The organism is Xenorhabdus sp. KJ12.1 (assembly GCF_963876495.1).
In the GTDB taxonomy this organism is placed as follows: Bacteria; Pseudomonadota; Gammaproteobacteria; order Enterobacterales; family Enterobacteriaceae; genus Xenorhabdus; species Xenorhabdus stockiae.
In genome coordinates this window covers 124,864-140,701 of sequence record NZ_CAWNQH010000116.1, presented here as the reverse complement: position 1 = coordinate 140,701, position 15,838 = coordinate 124,864, and the positions used below count along the sequence as shown (strand labels likewise).

Below are 15,838 nucleotides of genomic sequence, written 5' to 3'. Positions count from 1 at the left end.
CCGGCATTAGCCCCCCGCAATGGCCTGAAACAGCAGGATATTATCCCCGTCATTGAGCTGGTGGGTGCGCCATTCTGAGCGGGGGATGATGGTCTGGTTAATAGCCAGTGCAGTACCTGACTGGGTACGTTGCATATGTTCCAGTAATTGCTGAACTGTCATGGGATTATCTGTCGGCGTATCCAATGTGATCGTTTGATCGTTGACAATAATGTTCATGCGATTTCTGTTCCTGAAACGGTTTTATCTGTGCCTGCAGTTTTATCAATGATTGGGCGTGTTCCGCATACCGGACATTGTGGTGAGGGGGTTAGTTGTAACGTACTCCAGTTCTGTTTTCTGCCATCAAACAGTCGCAGTTTTCCATTCAGATAAGAAGGGAGACCCGCCAGCATTTTAATGGCTTCCAGCGCCTGTAACGTTCCAATCACACCGACCACCGGCCCTAAAACACCCGCAGTGCGGCAGTTACGCTGAGGCTCTTCCTGATCGGGATAGAGGCAGGCATAGCAGCCATGCTGATAAGGTGGTTCGAATACCATCAACTGACCACTGAAACCGACGGCGCTGCCACTGATAAGAGGTTTACCAGTTTCGATACAGGCGGCGTTAATAGCATGTCGGGTTGCCATGTTATCGCTACAATCCAGTATCAGATCGACCTGCCGGACGAGGTTTGTCAGTGATTTTTTATCCAGTCGTTCATTAATAACGGTTGTATTAACCAATGGGTTCAGATCAGCCAGTTTTTGTGCCGCCAGAGTGGCCTTACCTGCGGGAATATCAGCCGTGCGATAGAGGATCTGACGTTGCAGATTTGAAATATGTAATTTGTCATCATCGGCAAGATAAAGGTGCCCTACTCCTGCTGCCGCGAGGTAGAGTGAGGCAGGAGAGCCTAATCCCCCCATCCCGACGATTAACACTTTGCCGTTTTTTAATTTTTCCTGCCCGTCCGGGCCGATATCTTCCAGTAATAATTGACGGCTGTATCGCATAAATTCCTGATCGTTCAACATAAGCGCCTCCGATCATTTTCTTCAACGTTTTTGTCAGATGTCCCTTCAACTAAATGAAGCAACCTGGCTGTCGCCTGTCGCCAGTCTTTTGCTTTGGTGATAGCACTGACCAGCGCTACACCACCGACACCGGTCGCGACCACATCAGGGACTCGTTCCAGTGAAATACCACCAATAGCCACTGTCGGGAATTCAGGGGTGAGTGCTACCTGATGTTTCAGGGCGATTAAACCCTGTGGTGATGAGGGCATCTCTTTGGTTGTGGTCGGGAAGATATGCCCCAGTGCAATGTAGGATGGGCGCAAGGCTTTTGCCCGCGCCAGTTCCTGCTCGTCATGAGTGGAGATCCCCAGCCGAAGCCCGGCTTGTCGGATGGCACTGAGATCAGCAATATCTAAATCCTCCTGCCCCAGATGAACGCCATAAGCATGGTGTTTGATTGCCAGACGCCAGTAGTCGTTGATAAACAGGCGCGCGTTGTATTGCTTCCCTAACGCAATCGCCTGCCGAATGTCATGCTCTACCTGATCTTCGGGCAGATCTTTAATACGCAGTTGCAGCGTTCTGATACCGGCTTCCAGTAACCGCTCAATCCATATCAGTGAGTCCACCACGGGATATAACCCCAACCGGTGTTCGGTTGGAGCAAAGGAGGCTGTTTCAGGGCAAACGGTTTCAGATAAAATCGCTTCAGACTGATTTAACATCGTTGATATCCTCAGCCCGGTGATACAGTTCGCTGCCATGTATCCGAAATTCTTCGGACATCTGTTCCATACCCGATTGTTGTTCCAGTTTTGCGGCATAGTCCCGCACATCCTGTGTAATTTTCATTGAGCAGAATTTCGGCCCGCACATGGAGCAGAAATGGGCAACTTTACCGGATTCCTGAGGTAATGTTTCATCGTGATAAGCGCGGGCGGTGTCAGGATCAAGGGCCAGATTAAACTGGTCTTCCCAGCGGAATTCAAAACGCGCTTTTGACATGGCGTTATCGCGGATTTGAGCACCGGGATGGCCTTTCGCTAAATCTGCCGCATGAGCTGCGATTTTGTACGTGATTAGCCCTTGTTTCACATCTTCTTTGTTTGGCAGGCCAAGGTGCTCTTTAGGCGTGACATAACAGAGCATGGCACAGCCGAACCAGCCAATCATAGCTGCACCAATACCGGAGGTGAAATGGTCATAACCCGGCGCGATATCGGTTGTCAGTGGCCCTAATGTGTAGAAAGGCGCTTCGTGGCAGTGTTCCAGTTCTTCCGTCATATTGCGGCGGATTAATTGCATCGGAATATGTCCCGGCCCTTCGATCATCACCTGAACATCATATTCCCAGGCGATTTTGGTCAGTTCACCCAGTGTATGTAGTTCGGAAAACTGTGCTTCATCATTGGCATCCTGAATGGAACCGGGACGTAAGCCGTCTCCCAGAGAAAGGGAAACATCGTAGGCGGCACAGATTTCACAAATTTCACGGAAATGGGTATAGAGGAAGTTTTCCTGATGATGAGAGAGACACCATTTCGCCATAATGGAGCCACCACGGGAAACAATGCCTGTCAGTCGTTTGGCGGTCATCGGAACATAGCGCAGCAGAACGCCGGCATGAATAGTAAAGTAATCGACTCCCTGTTCCGCCTGTTCCAGTAACGTATCGCGGAACATTTCCCACGTCAGGTTTTCCGCAATGCCATTGACTTTTTCCAGCGCCTGATAGATGGGGACTGTACCAATTGGCACCGGGCTATTACGCAGTATCCATTCACGGGTTTCGTGGATATAGCGCCCGGTGGAAAGATCCATTACGGTATCCGCGCCCCAGCGGGTAGACCAGATCAGCTTCTCAACTTCTTCTTCAATGGAAGAGGTGACGGAAGAATTACCGATATTGGCATTCACTTTCACCAGAAAATTGCGCCCGATAATCATCGGTTCAGATTCTGGGTGGTTAATGTTGGCAGGAATAATCGCACGGCCCGCAGCGACTTCCTGTCGCACAAATTCCGGCGTAATGTTTTCCGGTAAGTTGGCACCGAAACTTTGCCCCGGATGCTGCTGGAGAAGCACTTCACCGCGGATACGTTCACGCCCCATATTTTCCCGCAGGGCGATAAATTCCATCTCCGGCGTGATAATGCCTTTACGAGCGTAGTGTAATTGGGTAACGCGTTCGCCAATTTTCGCTTTCAAAGGGTGGGGACGATGGTGAAAACGCAGATGATCCAGTCCGGCATCCGCTAGGCGCTGTTGGGTAAAATCAGAGCTGAGGGTTGTGACAGGCTCTGTGTCATTGCGCTCTTCAATCCACGGCTGGCGGATTTTCTGTAAACCTGCGTGTACGTCCAGTACGGCTTCAGGGTCGCCATAAGGGCCGGAAGTATCATAAACAGGTACGGGTTCATTTTCCTCAAATTGGGGCGCTTCTTTTGTCCCGCCAACCAGTGTAGGAGATACCTGAATTTCACGCATAGGAACCTGAATATCCTCGCGTGAACCTTCCAGATAGATACGACGTGAATTGGGGAAGGTAACACCCTGAATTGAATTGATAAATTCCTGTGCGGCATCCCGTTGGGCTTTACGTGGACGTGCCGGATGAGTTTTAGGGGAGATATCAGTTGTAGGGATAATATCTGCGCTGGAGGTGACGGTATCATTAGTAATAGCATTAGACATAGCAAATTCCTGACTGTGTGATCGCCTGTAATCAGGCTTAAGTTGAGAAAATTGCTTGTCTGGAGCTCGCAGGGAGTAATGATGATTGCTGAACAGTGTTATCTGGCAGAAGATCTGTACAGAAGCAATAAAGCATATCAGCAGAGGGATTACTCTTGTTCCCTTCGCGGGTATTAGCCCGATCAGGTTCTGCGGATCCCGAATAAACGGTCTCAGCCTGTGTCCACCGTGATATACGCTGAACGCTAGGCACTCCGACAAGAAAACACCCCAGAGTATAAAGGGGATTATGGAAACTGCAACCGGAAAACCGAGCCTTTTGTATTGGCCCGATGTCAGGTATTAATATTAATTCCGTGGCGCTAACGCCCAGCTCAATTGCTTCCAACCATGTTTTTCTGCTGCTGACTGCAATTTTACATCCGGATTCACGGTAAATACTTCACTGGCAAAGAAACACATCGGCAAGTCGTTCGATGAGTCTGTGTAAAAAGAGATATGTTGTGGCGATAAATTCTGTTCTGTCAGCCATTGCTGTAAGCGGGTAACTTTCCCTTCCCGGAAAGTTGGGACACCTTCAATATCGCCGGTATAACAGCCATCTTTCATGACCATATCAATCCCCATGGCGGTTTTTACGCCAAATACAGCCGCGATTTTTTTCACCACGAAAGAAACAGTAGCAGAAATGATAATGACGGGAATATTTTGTTGGCGGTAAATATCTAATTGTGTTTTCGCTGCGGGGTAGAAGAGAGGTTTGATTGTCGTTTCTACAAAATCTGTCAGCCAGATATCAACTTGTTCATGGGGTATTTGGCAGAGGGCTTGTAAACTGACTGACAGATATTCCTGCATATTCAGTTTCCCTGCACTGTAATCCGATATCATTTTCTGGTCTGCTTCTATAAAGCGGGGGTCAGTAATGATCTGCTTTTCCCATAAATAATTCGTCCAGAGTAGACTGGAATCCCCACGGATCAGGGTGTCGTCCAGATCAAATATGGCAACCTGCTGTGACATAGTTGTTATTCCTCAAATCTGAAATCGACAGGATAAGGTCGATTGAAAGAGAATCAAATATTTTATTGCTACGGCTTAATGAACACCCGAAAATATGCACATTCAGAAGCATTGTTAATATAACAGATTGCAGACAGAATACGATGAAGAGGAGTATGCTGTAATGATGTTAATCTTGGTTAACATTTAATTAACACTGACTTGGTTAATATATTCTTAATTAACGCAGCATATGACACAACACATGATGGAACCAATGATGCAAAAAAAACTGACAGGTATAGAACGAGGCTGGTGGATTGTCAGTCTTGAAAACAGAGTTTGGCTTCCGCAGGGAGACTTACCACTGGGTACTGCTGAGAGCTGGTCATTGCAGGGCCTTGTCGCCTACGTGATTGGCGAGTGGTTGGGAGAAGTAGTGTGGCTCATCCGTCATAAGATGGCATCAGAGATGTATTCTCCCCGCCGGATTGCAGAACAGGATCCTCAATTATTTCAGTTGGTAGGGCGCGGAGTCCAGTTGGCGGAGTTTTACCGCTCACATCGTTACTGTGGGTATTGCGGTCATGAAATGCAGCAGACTGAGCACGAGTGGGCCTGCCTGTGCCACCATTGCGATGAACGCTATTATCCGCAAATTGCTCCCTGCATTATTGTGGGTATCCGCCGTGAAGATCACATTCTACTGGCACAACATCAGCGTCATCGCAATGGTATTCATACCGTGCTGGCTGGGTTTGTGGAAGTGGGTGAAACACTGGAGGAGACGGTACATCGTGAGGTGATGGAAGAGAGTGGAATAAAAATCCGTAACCTGCGTTATGTGACTTCTCAACCGTGGCCTTTTCCTCATTCATTGATGATGGGGTTTCTGGCTGATTATGAGAGTGGTGATATTGAACATGACCCCGTTGAGCTGATCAGTGCGGATTGGTATCGATATGATGATCTTCCCCTGATCCCCGGGCCTGATACGATTGCCCGCCGTCTGATTGAGGAAACGGTCGCACTATGTCGTCAGAGCTGTCGCCAGTATTGATAGTGAATACTTACAAATCATGAGAGTTACCCGATTTTTTCTATCAGGTAACTCTCAGCCTTTAACTATATTTGATTATTTTTGTTCCGTAAGACCCCGGTTTTTCAGCATAGATTCAGTACTTGGTGGCTTACCTCGCCAGTCGATATACAGTTTTTCCAGATCTGTACTATTACCGCGTGACAGTATCTTATCGCGGAAAATCTGACCGTTTTCTTTTGTCAGACCGCCATGCTCGGTAAACCATGCAAACGCATCGTCGGCCAGCATTTCTGTCCACAGATAGGCATAATAACCGGCAGCATAACCACCGCCCCAAATGTGTTTGAAGTAACTGGAACGGTAGCGCGGTGGCACGTAGTTGAGGTGGATATTGTCTTCTTGCAAAGACGCGGCTTCAAATTTATTCACATCCTGCTGCGGCTTATCTGCGGCCAGCATATGCCAGTGCATATCCAGCAGTGCGGCTGATAGTAACTCGGTCATTTGATAACCTTTGTTAAACTTATCCGCCTGATTGATTTTATCCATCAGTGCCTGCGGCATGACTTCGCCAGTTTGGTAATGTCTGGCGTAATTCGCAAATACCTTGGGATCACGGGCCCAGTATTCATTAATTTGTGACGGGAATTCCACAAAGTCACGAGCAGTACTGGTTCCTGACAGAGTCGGGTATTCCTGATCAGCAAACATGCCGTGTAATGCATGTCCAAATTCATGAAATATTGTGATCACGTCATCATACGATAACAGTGCTGGCTGGCCCGGAGCCGGTTTAGTAAAGTTGGCAACGTTGTAAATTACCGGTTTGGTTCCGAAGAGTCTGGACTGATCGACAAAATTACTCATCCAGGCGCCACCGGCTTTATTGTCACGCTTAAAGTAATCGGAATAGAACAACGCCAGTTGTTGCCCGTCCTTATCGAAAACTTCATACACGTGGACATCGGGATGATAAACCGGAATGTCTTTACGCTCTTTAAAGGTAATGCCATATAGCAGGTTGGCGGCGTAGAACACGCCGTTATTCAGGACGTTATTCAGTTCGAAATAGGGCTTAATCTGGGACTCATCCAAATCATACCTTGCCTTGCGTACCTGTTCGGCATAGAACGGCCAATCCCATGCTTCCACTTTGAAGCCGCCTTTTTGCTGGTCAATCACGGCCTGAATATCTTTTGCTTCACGTTCAGCGCGTGCAGTTGCAGCAGGGACAATATCACGTAAAAACTTCAATGCGACTTCCGGTGTTTTTGCCATCTGGCTTTGCAGCTTCCATGATGCGTAATCTTTGAAACCTAGTATCTTAGCCTGCTCAGCACGGATTTTCGCTAATCGGGACAGCGTTTGGCGTGTGTCGTTATCATCCCCTTTTTCCGCTCGGTTCCACGATGCTTCGAATAACGCCTTACGTGTATCGCGATCTTTCAGATCTTGCAGAATCGGTTGTTGGGTTGTGTTCTGTAATACGAACAACCATTGATTATCCAGCTTACGCTCACTGGCAGCCTGTGCAGCCGCAGCCATTTCGCCATCGGATAGCCCGGCCAGCAGAGTTTTATCCTTAATCGTCAGAGCGCCATCTTTGGTTGCTGCTAACAATTTATTGGTAAATTGAGTACGAAGGGTTGCCGATTCCTGATTTAATGCTTTCATTTTTATTTTGTCAGCATCAGATAAATTGGCACCCGCTAATTCGAATTGCTTATAAATGACTTCTACCAGACGGAGCGATTCTGCGTCCAGATTCAGTTTTTCGCGCTGTTGGTAAATGGTTTTGATGCGATTGAACAGTTTACTGTTCAGCATAATCTCATCATTCATTGCCGCCAGCTTTGGTGACATTTCCTCACTGAGTTTTTGTAACCCGTCAGTCGTATTGGCTGAGGTCATCGCCCAAAATACGTTTGTTACCCGCTCCAGCGTTGTGCCGGATTTCTCCAGTGCGATAAAGGTATTTTCAAAGTCAGGCGGGGCGGGATTATTGGCGATCTTCTCCACTTCTTCCAGCTTCTGTTTAATACCGGCCGTGATTGCAGGTGAGTAGTCTGTTTCTTTTATTTTATCAAACGGAGGAGCCTGGAAGGGGAGTACGCTGGTATAGAAGAAAGGATTATTCTTATCTTGTTGTTGGTCAACTTCATTGATCACACTTACCTCCTTTATCTGACCACCAGATACGCTAGTGTGGCCAGAGCCCCGTTTATTTTCTTCGGCTTGTGCCTGAGTGCCTAATGCTAAGCCAATAGCCAGTACTAAAATGGATAAACGCATCAGTCGAAACTCCTCCATGTAAATTTTATAGGTTATTTATCAATAAAAATGACTTTATAAGAGCTTTGAGACAGTCGAGTGACGATGGCCGCTTAACTAAAGCCCATTAACGACTGTCAATTAACTAACGTAAACCAATTCATCCAACGATTAACTGAAAAGCGCGAACGGTGAAGGATTATGGCAATGTGAGATACCAGATTGCCTGTGCGCTACATATCTGTAACACAAGGTTAACATAATGAGAGCAATAGACCGGAGTGCCTAGCTCTTGTTCCTGGTTTTGTGAACCCATACATAAATTTTTTTCATCTTAGGTTGTTGATTGATGACCGAACGTTTATTTATTGGCAGTCACGACGGAAGTTAGGCTTTTGACGTGTTATCATGCGGGCGCTTTTTGTCGATAATCAAGGGAGCCTGTCATGAATGAGTTGAAAAACGACCGTTATCTGCGTGCCTTATTGCGTCAGCCAGTTGATATCACTCCGGTATGGATGATGCGGCAGGCAGGACGATATTTACCTGAATATAAAGCAACACGGCAGGAGGCGGGAGATTTCATCTCGTTATGCAAAAATACTGAACTGGCCTGTGAAGTGACTCTTCAGCCTTTGCGACGTTTTCCTCTGGATGCGGCCATTCTGTTTTCCGATATTTTGACCATTCCTGATGCAATGGGATTAGGGTTGTATTTCGAAGCTGGTGAAGGCCCGCGTTTTCAGTCGCCAATCCTTAACCATGCTGATGTAGAAATGTTACCTATTCCTGATCCGGAGATGGAGCTGGGTTATGTCATGGATGCTGTCCGTGCGATACGCAAGGCACTGGCAGGGCAGGTTCCTCTGATTGGTTTTTCCGGCAGCCCGTGGACACTGGCAACCTATATGGTCGAAGGCGGAAGCAGTAAGGCGTTTACTAAGATCAAAGCCATGATGTATGCTGAGCCGGCGATACTTCATCTGTTGCTGGATAAATTGGCTGATAGCGTTATTCTATATCTGAATGCTCAGATTAAAGCAGGCGCACAATCTGTCATGATTTTCGATACGTGGGGCGGAGTTTTGTCCCAGCGCGATTATCAGGAGTTTTCCCTGCGATATATGCATAAGATTGTCGATGGGCTGATCCGCGAGCATGAGGGCCGTAGAGTACCTGTCACCCTATTTACAAAAGGGGGAGGGCAATGGCTTGAGGCGATGGCTGCAACTGGCTGTGATGCTCTTGGGCTGGACTGGACAACGAATATTGCTGATGCACGCCGTCGTGTCGGAGATAAAGTCGCCCTACAGGGGAATATGGACCCATCTATGCTGTATGCTCAGCCAGCGCGGATTGAACAGGAAGTTTCGACTATCCTGCAAGACTTTGGTACAGGTAATGGGCATGTTTTCAATCTGGGGCATGGTATTCATCAGGACGTTCCGCCAGAGCATGCAGGGGCTTTTGTCGAAGCAGTGCACCGGTTATCAGCGAAATACCATCAATAAAATCTATGTACAACACTAAAGCACTACGTCAAGAACAGATAGAGAAAGCACAATTGGTGATTCGCCATGATGTGCTGCCAGCTTCTTTTATCCCGGAATTCATTGCAGGTGCTGACGTTGGGTTTGAAGAAAACGGCACGATAACCCGTGCCGCCATCGCTGTTTTACATTATCCCTCTCTTAAGCTGGCAGAATACCAGATCGCGAGAATGGCGACTGTACTTCCCTATATTCCCGGTTTACTCTCATTTCGTGAATATCCGGCATTGATCGCAGCATGGGGTAAGTTAAACTTACGTCCTGATTTGGTGATGGTTGATGGTCAGGGGATAGCTCACCCAAGACGTTTCGGCATTGCCAGCCATTTTGGGTTGTTGGTGGATGTTCCGACAATCGGGGTAGCTAAAAGTCGCCTTTGTGGTGAACATGCTCCTGTCGGAGAAGTGGTAGGAAGCCGTCAGCCACTGATCGATCATGGTGAACAGATAGGTTTGGTCTGGCGGAGTAAAAAAAGGTGTAATCCACTCTATATTTCCATTGGTCATAAGGTCAATATTGACAGCGCCATTGGTTGGGTTGAACACTGTATGAAAGGATATAGGTTACCTGAACCGACCCGTTGGGCTGATGGAATAGCCTCAAATAGAGCGTTTTTTAGGCAAACAATGCAGAAAAGTCTTTAATTGAGGCGGAAATATGTGGATATTCTTGATTTTCAGGTAAACTTCGGCGCAAATTAGGCATCATGAGTAACGACTAATGTTAAGAAACCCGATTCACCTGAGGTTGGAGAAGCTTGAAAGTTGGCAACATCTAACTTTTATGGCTAGTCTATGTGAGCGGATGTATCCGAATTATCACACGTTTTGCCATCAGACTGAGTTTGTTGATCCTGCACAATATCGCCGAATTCTTGATCTGGTGTGGGAAACATTAGTTGTCAAAGATGCAAAAGTAAATTTTGATAACCAGCTGGAAAAATTGGAAGCCATTATCCCATCAGCAGATAGCTATGATATTTATGGTGTGTATCCAGCAATTGATGCGTGTATTGCATTAGGTGAAGTCATTCATTCGCGTTTGAGTGGTTCAACGTTAGAGCATGCAATAGCCGTCAGTGAAATATCCATCCGTACTGTCGCCATGCTGGAAATGACGCAGGCTGGTCAGGAAATGACAGAGGATGAATTAAAGGCATTGCCTGCCATTGAAGAGGAATGGGATATTCAATGGGAGATTTACCGTTTATTGGCGAACTGCGAAGAACGGGACATAGAATTAATTAAAGGATTAAAGGCTGACCTCCGTGAGTGCGGAGTCAGCAATATCGGCATAAATTTAGAGCAATAAGTTATAAAACGTGACTTAGTGCTTGATTTGCCGGATTTAAAGACTTCACATTTGCCCTCACTCTGTTCTAAATTGAGGGCGAAAAGAAGTGGCTATCGGTGCGTGTATGCAGGGGTGCTGTCAAATCGGCATATCCGTCGCACTCGATGCTTTGCAAACGATAAACACACTGTAAGGATAATCTATGAATAAGACTGAATTAGTTGATGCAATCGCAGCAGGTGCTGATCTGACCAAAACTCAGGCTAAAGCTGCCCTGGAATCAACTTTGGCTGCAATCACCGAATCTCTGAAAAGCGGTGATGCAGTACAACTGGTTGGCTTTGGTACTTTCAAAGTTAATCATCGTGCAGAGCGTACTGGTCGTAACCCACAGACTGGTAAAGAAATCAAAATTGCAGCTGCAAACGTACCTGCTTTCTCTGCTGGTAAAGCTCTGAAAGACGCAGTCAAGTAATCGTATTGCGAAAAAAGAAAAAAGAGGGGAAGTCAACGCCCCTTTTGTTGATGATACAGGGGCTGTTAGCATTGGGGTTAATCTCATTGCTCAGCGCCTGCTCAGTCAAGCCGAAAGAACCCACTTTCGATGCCAGTGGCTTCATTACCGATGGCGGCGTTATCCGCTTATGGCGTCTGAATGATCAAAACAGTAAACCTCAGGTTATCATGAGCGTTTACAGCCCTTACCAACACAAAAACACCACTGTTACTTTCTACGAATACCGTCAGGGTCACTTATGGCAGATGCGCCGCAATGTATTTAATAATAACCCAACAGAAGAAATCCTGAGGTTAGATAAAAACGACAACGTTGTTTTTATGCAACGCGAGTTTGATGGGCATCGTGAGCAACTTTCCAACGATGACATCATCAGGTCATTGTTTGATGCCAGCCGAATAAAAGAAACCAGCGATGTACTCATTGCCGGGAAGGTAAAACTGATACAGGGGCACTGGCAGAACGGTGAAGTGACTACCTGTTCAGGGGAGAAAATATCTATTGAGTTTGACCCTCAGTCACAGGCATGGCTCGAAGAAAGAAGTAAAAACAGTCATGGCATACTCACCATTGCCTGGCTGGAAGCACCAGAAGGTAATCAGTTATTATTAGTTGCCAATGACGATTTTTGTCTTTGGGAGCCGACGAAAGATAAGCTGTAATCCAGTTACTTTCGTCGACTTTTTATTTCTGGCTTTTTTTCTGAATATCGTTATTTCAGACGAGCAATAGCACGGTAGCCAATGTCTTTGCGATAAAAGCAGCCTTTCCAGTTAATCTTTTCTGCGCTCAGATAGGCTTTTGTCTGAGCTTCCGCGATATTGTCTCCCAATGCTGTAACACACAAAACACGGCCACCGGCAGTGACCACGTCTTTATCTTTCAACGCTGTTCCGGCATGGAAAACTTTTTCATCCGCTTGTGGTTCATTGGATTGCGGTTCTTGATTCAGGCCACTAATGACATCGCCTTTAGAATAATCAGCCGGATAACCGTTTGCAGCTAGCACGATACCTAGTGCAGAACGGCTATCCCACTCAGAGGTTTTACTGTCTAACTGGCCTTTTGCTCCGGCAAGACACAGCTCCACTAAGTCGGAGCGTAGGCGCATCATAATAGGCTGTGTTTCAGGATCACCAAAGCGGCAGTTAAATTCGATGACTTTCGGTTCACCCTGTTTATCAATCATCAAACCGGCATACAGAAAACCGACATAAGTATTTCCTTCAGCAGCCATGCCTTTAATGGTCGGATAAATGACTTTTTCCATGACCCGCTGGTGGACCTCATCCGTGACTACAGGAGCAGGGGAATACGCCCCCATTCCACCAGTATTTGGCCCGGTATCACCATCACCTACCCGCTTATGATCTTGACTGGTTGCCATAGGAACTACATTTTTACCATCCACCATGACAATAAAACTGGCTTCCTCTCCATCCAGAAACTCTTCAATAACAATCCGGTGACCGGCATCGCCAAACGCATTACCTGCCAGCATATCTTTAACTGCATTCTGTGCTTCTTCCATTGTCATGGCGACAACGACGCCTTTACCCGCCGCTAGCCCGTCGGCCTTAATGACAACCGGAGCACCTGTTTTTTCCAGATAAGCGAGCGCGGGATTTATTTCGGTGAAATTCTGGTAAGCCGCAGTTGGAATATGATGGCGAGCAAGGAAATCTTTAGTGAAGGCTTTAGACCCTTCCAATTGCGCGGCGGCTTTAGTCGGGCCAAAAATTGTCAGCCCAGCCTGCTGGAAAGCATCAACCACGCCAATCACCAGCGGTGTTTCTGGCCCTACAATTGTGAGATCAATATGGTGGCTTTGAGCAAATGCCAGTAATCCCTCAATATCTGTTGCGGCAATATCCACATTTTTCAAATTAGGCTCCAGAGCCGTTCCTGCATTGCCCGGAGCAACGTAAACCAACTCTGCCAGCGGAGATTGTGCGGCTTTCCATGCAAGTGCGTGTTCCCGTCCACCACTACCGATGATTAGTATATTCATTATTATCTCTCATTATATACCCTTCGTCTTTTAAGTTGACTCTTTGTTGGCTGCACTCACTCACCCCAGTCACATAGTTATCTATGCTCCCGGGGATGAGTTTCCTTGCCGTCGCGATGCAACTTAAAATCCATTGGGTATAAGTGTTAGGGCTGGTTAGTGGCGGAAATGACGCATTCCGGTGAAAATCATGGCAATACCATGTTCATCAGCAGCCGCAATGACCTCATCATCGCGAATAGAGCCACCCGGCTGAATCACGCAAGTCACGCCGACAGAAGCCGCTGCATCAATACCATCGCGGAATGGAAAGAAAGCATCAGAAGCCATCGCACATCCCTGAACTTCCAGACCTTCATCACCGGCCTTAATTCCTGCAATTTTAGCGGAGTAAACTCGGCTCATCTGGCCTGCGCCAATGCCAATAGTCATATTATCTTTGGCATAAACGATAGCATTGGATTTAACGAATTTAGCCACTTTCCAACAAAATAAGGCATCCTGCATTTCCTGTTCTGTTGGCTGGCGTTTGGAAACAACCTGCAATTCTGCTTCTGTTACCATGCCTAAATCGCGATCCTGTACCAATAAACCACCATTAACGCGCTTGAAATCCAGACCGGCAACCGCTGAATTCCATTCGCCACATGATAGAACGCGGACATTTTGTTTGGTTGCCAGAATAGGCAGTGCTTCTTTATTAATAGAAGGAGCAATAATAACTTCGACAAACTGACGCTCAATAATGATTTTAGCCGTGTCAGCATCCAGTTCACGGTTAAACGCGATAATCCCGCCAAATGCAGATGTTGGGTCGGTTTTGAATGCCCGATCATAAGCAGTACGAATATCCGCTCCGATCGCCACTCCGCAAGGATTAGCATGTTTGACAATAACACAGGCGGGTTCGGAGAAAGTTTTTACACATTCCAGAGCGGCATCAGTGTCTGCGATATTATTATAGGAAAGTGCCTTGCCCTGTAATTGAGTTGCTGTAGCGACAGATGCCTCTGTGATCTTCTCTTCTATATAGAAAGCAGCATCCTGATGGCTGTTCTCACCGTAGCGCATATCCTGCTTTTTAATAAAGTTGAGATTGAGTGTGCGCGGGAATTTTCCTGATGGTTGATCGTTATCGCTGTGATAAGCCGGAACCAGTTTACCAAAATAGTTGGCAATCATACTGTCATAAGCAGCGGTATGCTCAAACGCTTTGATAGCTAAATCGAAACGGGTGGGTTGAGTGAGGGAGTTCTGATGGTTGTCCATTTCCTCAATAATCTTGTTGTAATCCTGTGCGTTGACAACAATCGCAACATCTTTATGGTTTTTGGCCGCAGAGCGAACCATTGTCGGGCCACCAATATCAATATTCTCTACAGCATCTTCCAGAGAGCAATCCGGTTTCGCGACGGTCTGGGCAAAGGGGTAAAGATTAACGACCACCATATCAATCGGTGCAATCTGATGTTGCTCCATCACTTCATTATCCTGCCCGCGTCTGCCAAGAATGCCGCCATGCACTTTGGGATGAAGTGTTTTCACCCGGCCATCCATCATTTCAGGAAAACCAGTATAGTCGGAAACTTCAGTGACATTCAGACCTGCCTCAGCCAACAGGCGAGCAGTTCCTCCCGTTGAAAGCAGTTCAACACCGCGATTAGATAAGGCCTTAGCAAATTCAACAATACCCGCTTTGTCAGAAACACTCAGCAGGGCACGACGGATTGGACGAAGCTGTTGCATTGGTGTGATCCCTTGGATTTCATCAAACAAGAATGTGTTATTGAGAAAAACATCTGCCATTTAGGTCAGAAAAGCGCCATTTCAAGAAAAAAATAGCTTTTCACAATAACATTTCGAAACAAGCAGAAAAAAGCACATGGCGATTTTTTCCGCTCAGATTGTAACGCAAACGTTTGCGCGATGCTCGACAATTTTTACCAAAATATCGCTCTGTTGATAACATTGTGTGTAACTTGGTATAAAACGGCCTTTTGCTGTGTAATGCAGCAAACGATAATTTTTTTCAAAAAAACTATTGTCAGGGCCGAAAAACTCCCTATAATGCGCCACCACTGACCGACGCTGAGCTGCAACACGCCGCGAAGGCCAGCGGAAGGAAAGCGAAATAAACGCTTGACTCCGGAGGCAAAAAGCGTAAGATACGCAGCCTCGCAACCCGGAACGAAAGGTTCGGTTGCCATTGCTCTTTAACAATATAATCAGACAATCTGTGTGGGCACTCGCAAGACACTATCGACATGCCGAAAGGCAAAAAAAGATTCAAGTCTTGAAGAGTGACTGAAACAGTTAATTCATTACGAACTAACAGTAACGATTCTTTGAGCATCAAACACTTTTAATTGAAGAGTTTGATCATGGCTCAGATTGAACGCTGGCGGCAGGCCTAACACATGCAAGTCGAGCGGTAACAGGAAGCAGCTTGCTGCTTTG

Annotated in this window: 15 protein-coding genes and 1 riboswitch; of the genes, 6 read left to right on the top strand and 9 right to left on the bottom strand. The window is 46.7% G+C overall.

Features of this window, described 5'->3' with window-relative positions:
- Window positions 1-6 precede the first annotated feature (6 nt).
- The 5 genes from thiS to AACS92_RS22105 all read right to left on the bottom strand — a co-directional run bounded on the left by thiS (window position 7) and on the right by AACS92_RS22105 (window position 4,718).
- On the bottom strand, window positions 7-219 hold the full coding sequence (gene thiS / locus AACS92_RS22125; protein WP_099109267.1) for a sulfur carrier protein ThiS: 213 nt from the start codon (window positions 217-219) through the stop codon (window positions 7-9).
- Window positions 216-1,019, bottom strand: a complete 804-nt coding sequence (locus AACS92_RS22120; RefSeq protein WP_099109268.1) for a HesA/MoeB/ThiF family protein — start codon at window positions 1,017-1,019, stop codon at window positions 216-218. The genes thiS and AACS92_RS22120 overlap by 4 nt, the downstream gene beginning before the upstream one ends.
- Window positions 1,013-1,726 carry a thiamine phosphate synthase gene (gene thiE, locus AACS92_RS22115; RefSeq protein ID WP_099109269.1) on the bottom strand — a complete coding sequence of 238 codons (714 nt, stop codon included), beginning with the start codon at window positions 1,724-1,726 and terminating at the stop codon, window positions 1,013-1,015. Before thiE ends, AACS92_RS22120 begins: the two co-directional genes overlap by 7 nt.
- A complete protein-coding gene (thiC, locus tag AACS92_RS22110; protein ID WP_099109270.1) occupies window positions 1,710-3,695 on the bottom strand; it encodes a phosphomethylpyrimidine synthase ThiC in 1,986 nt (661 codons plus the stop codon). The genes thiE and thiC overlap by 17 nt, the downstream gene beginning before the upstream one ends.
- Before the next feature lie 142 nt (window positions 3,696-3,837).
- A riboswitch (TPP riboswitch) is annotated at window positions 3,838-3,962 on the bottom strand.
- A gap of 81 nt (window positions 3,963-4,043) precedes the next feature.
- Window positions 4,044-4,718, bottom strand: a complete 675-nt coding sequence (locus AACS92_RS22105) for an HAD family hydrolase (protein ID WP_099109271.1) — start codon at window positions 4,716-4,718, stop codon at window positions 4,044-4,046.
- Between the two features lie 259 nt (window positions 4,719-4,977).
- Here AACS92_RS22105 and nudC point away from each other — a divergent pair, with 259 nt between their 5' ends.
- A complete protein-coding gene (gene nudC / locus AACS92_RS22100; RefSeq protein WP_099109272.1) occupies window positions 4,978-5,757 on the top strand; it encodes an NAD(+) diphosphatase in 780 nt (259 codons plus the stop codon).
- Between the two features lie 75 nt (window positions 5,758-5,832).
- On the opposite strand, the gene dcp is transcribed toward nudC, so the two are convergent.
- The gene (gene dcp / locus AACS92_RS22095) at window positions 5,833-8,031 is read right to left on the bottom strand and encodes a peptidyl-dipeptidase Dcp (RefSeq protein ID WP_099109273.1); all 2,199 of its coding nucleotides are present in this window, start codon (window positions 8,029-8,031) and stop codon (window positions 5,833-5,835) included.
- A 425-nt stretch (window positions 8,032-8,456) separates the two neighbouring features.
- On the opposite strand from dcp, the gene hemE reads away from it, so the two are divergent.
- The 5 genes from hemE to AACS92_RS22070 all read left to right on the top strand — a co-directional run bounded on the left by hemE (window position 8,457) and on the right by AACS92_RS22070 (window position 12,032).
- Window positions 8,457-9,521, top strand: a complete 1,065-nt coding sequence (gene hemE, locus AACS92_RS22090; RefSeq protein WP_099109274.1) for a uroporphyrinogen decarboxylase — start codon at window positions 8,457-8,459, stop codon at window positions 9,519-9,521.
- A 5-nt stretch (window positions 9,522-9,526) separates the two neighbouring features.
- A complete protein-coding gene (gene nfi / locus AACS92_RS22085) occupies window positions 9,527-10,204 on the top strand; it encodes a deoxyribonuclease V (RefSeq protein WP_099109275.1) in 678 nt (225 codons plus the stop codon).
- Window positions 10,205-10,280: 76 nt separating this feature from the next.
- Complete coding sequence (locus AACS92_RS22080; RefSeq protein ID WP_099109276.1) at window positions 10,281-10,871, top strand: YjaG family protein; 591 nt, start codon at window positions 10,281-10,283, stop codon at window positions 10,869-10,871.
- A gap of 184 nt (window positions 10,872-11,055) precedes the next feature.
- Window positions 11,056-11,328, top strand: a complete 273-nt coding sequence (hupA, locus tag AACS92_RS22075) for a nucleoid-associated protein HU-alpha (protein WP_099109277.1) — start codon at window positions 11,056-11,058, stop codon at window positions 11,326-11,328.
- Window positions 11,329-11,378: 50 nt separating this feature from the next.
- A complete protein-coding gene (locus tag AACS92_RS22070) occupies window positions 11,379-12,032 on the top strand; it encodes a DUF1481 domain-containing protein (protein WP_099109278.1) in 654 nt (217 codons plus the stop codon).
- Between the two features lie 50 nt (window positions 12,033-12,082).
- Here AACS92_RS22070 and purD read toward each other — a convergent pair whose 3' ends face one another.
- The 3 genes from purD to AACS92_RS22055 all read right to left on the bottom strand — a co-directional run bounded on the left by purD (window position 12,083) and on the right by AACS92_RS22055 (window position 15,588).
- On the bottom strand, window positions 12,083-13,381 hold the full coding sequence (gene purD / locus AACS92_RS22065; protein WP_099109279.1) for a phosphoribosylamine--glycine ligase: 1,299 nt from the start codon (window positions 13,379-13,381) through the stop codon (window positions 12,083-12,085).
- A 156-nt stretch (window positions 13,382-13,537) separates the two neighbouring features.
- Complete coding sequence (gene purH / locus AACS92_RS22060; protein WP_099109286.1) at window positions 13,538-15,127, bottom strand: bifunctional phosphoribosylaminoimidazolecarboxamide formyltransferase/IMP cyclohydrolase; 1,590 nt, start codon at window positions 15,125-15,127, stop codon at window positions 13,538-13,540.
- A 194-nt stretch (window positions 15,128-15,321) separates the two neighbouring features.
- On the bottom strand, window positions 15,322-15,588 hold the full coding sequence (locus AACS92_RS22055; protein WP_193756892.1) for a hypothetical protein: 267 nt from the start codon (window positions 15,586-15,588) through the stop codon (window positions 15,322-15,324).
- Window positions 15,589-15,838 lie beyond the last annotated feature (250 nt).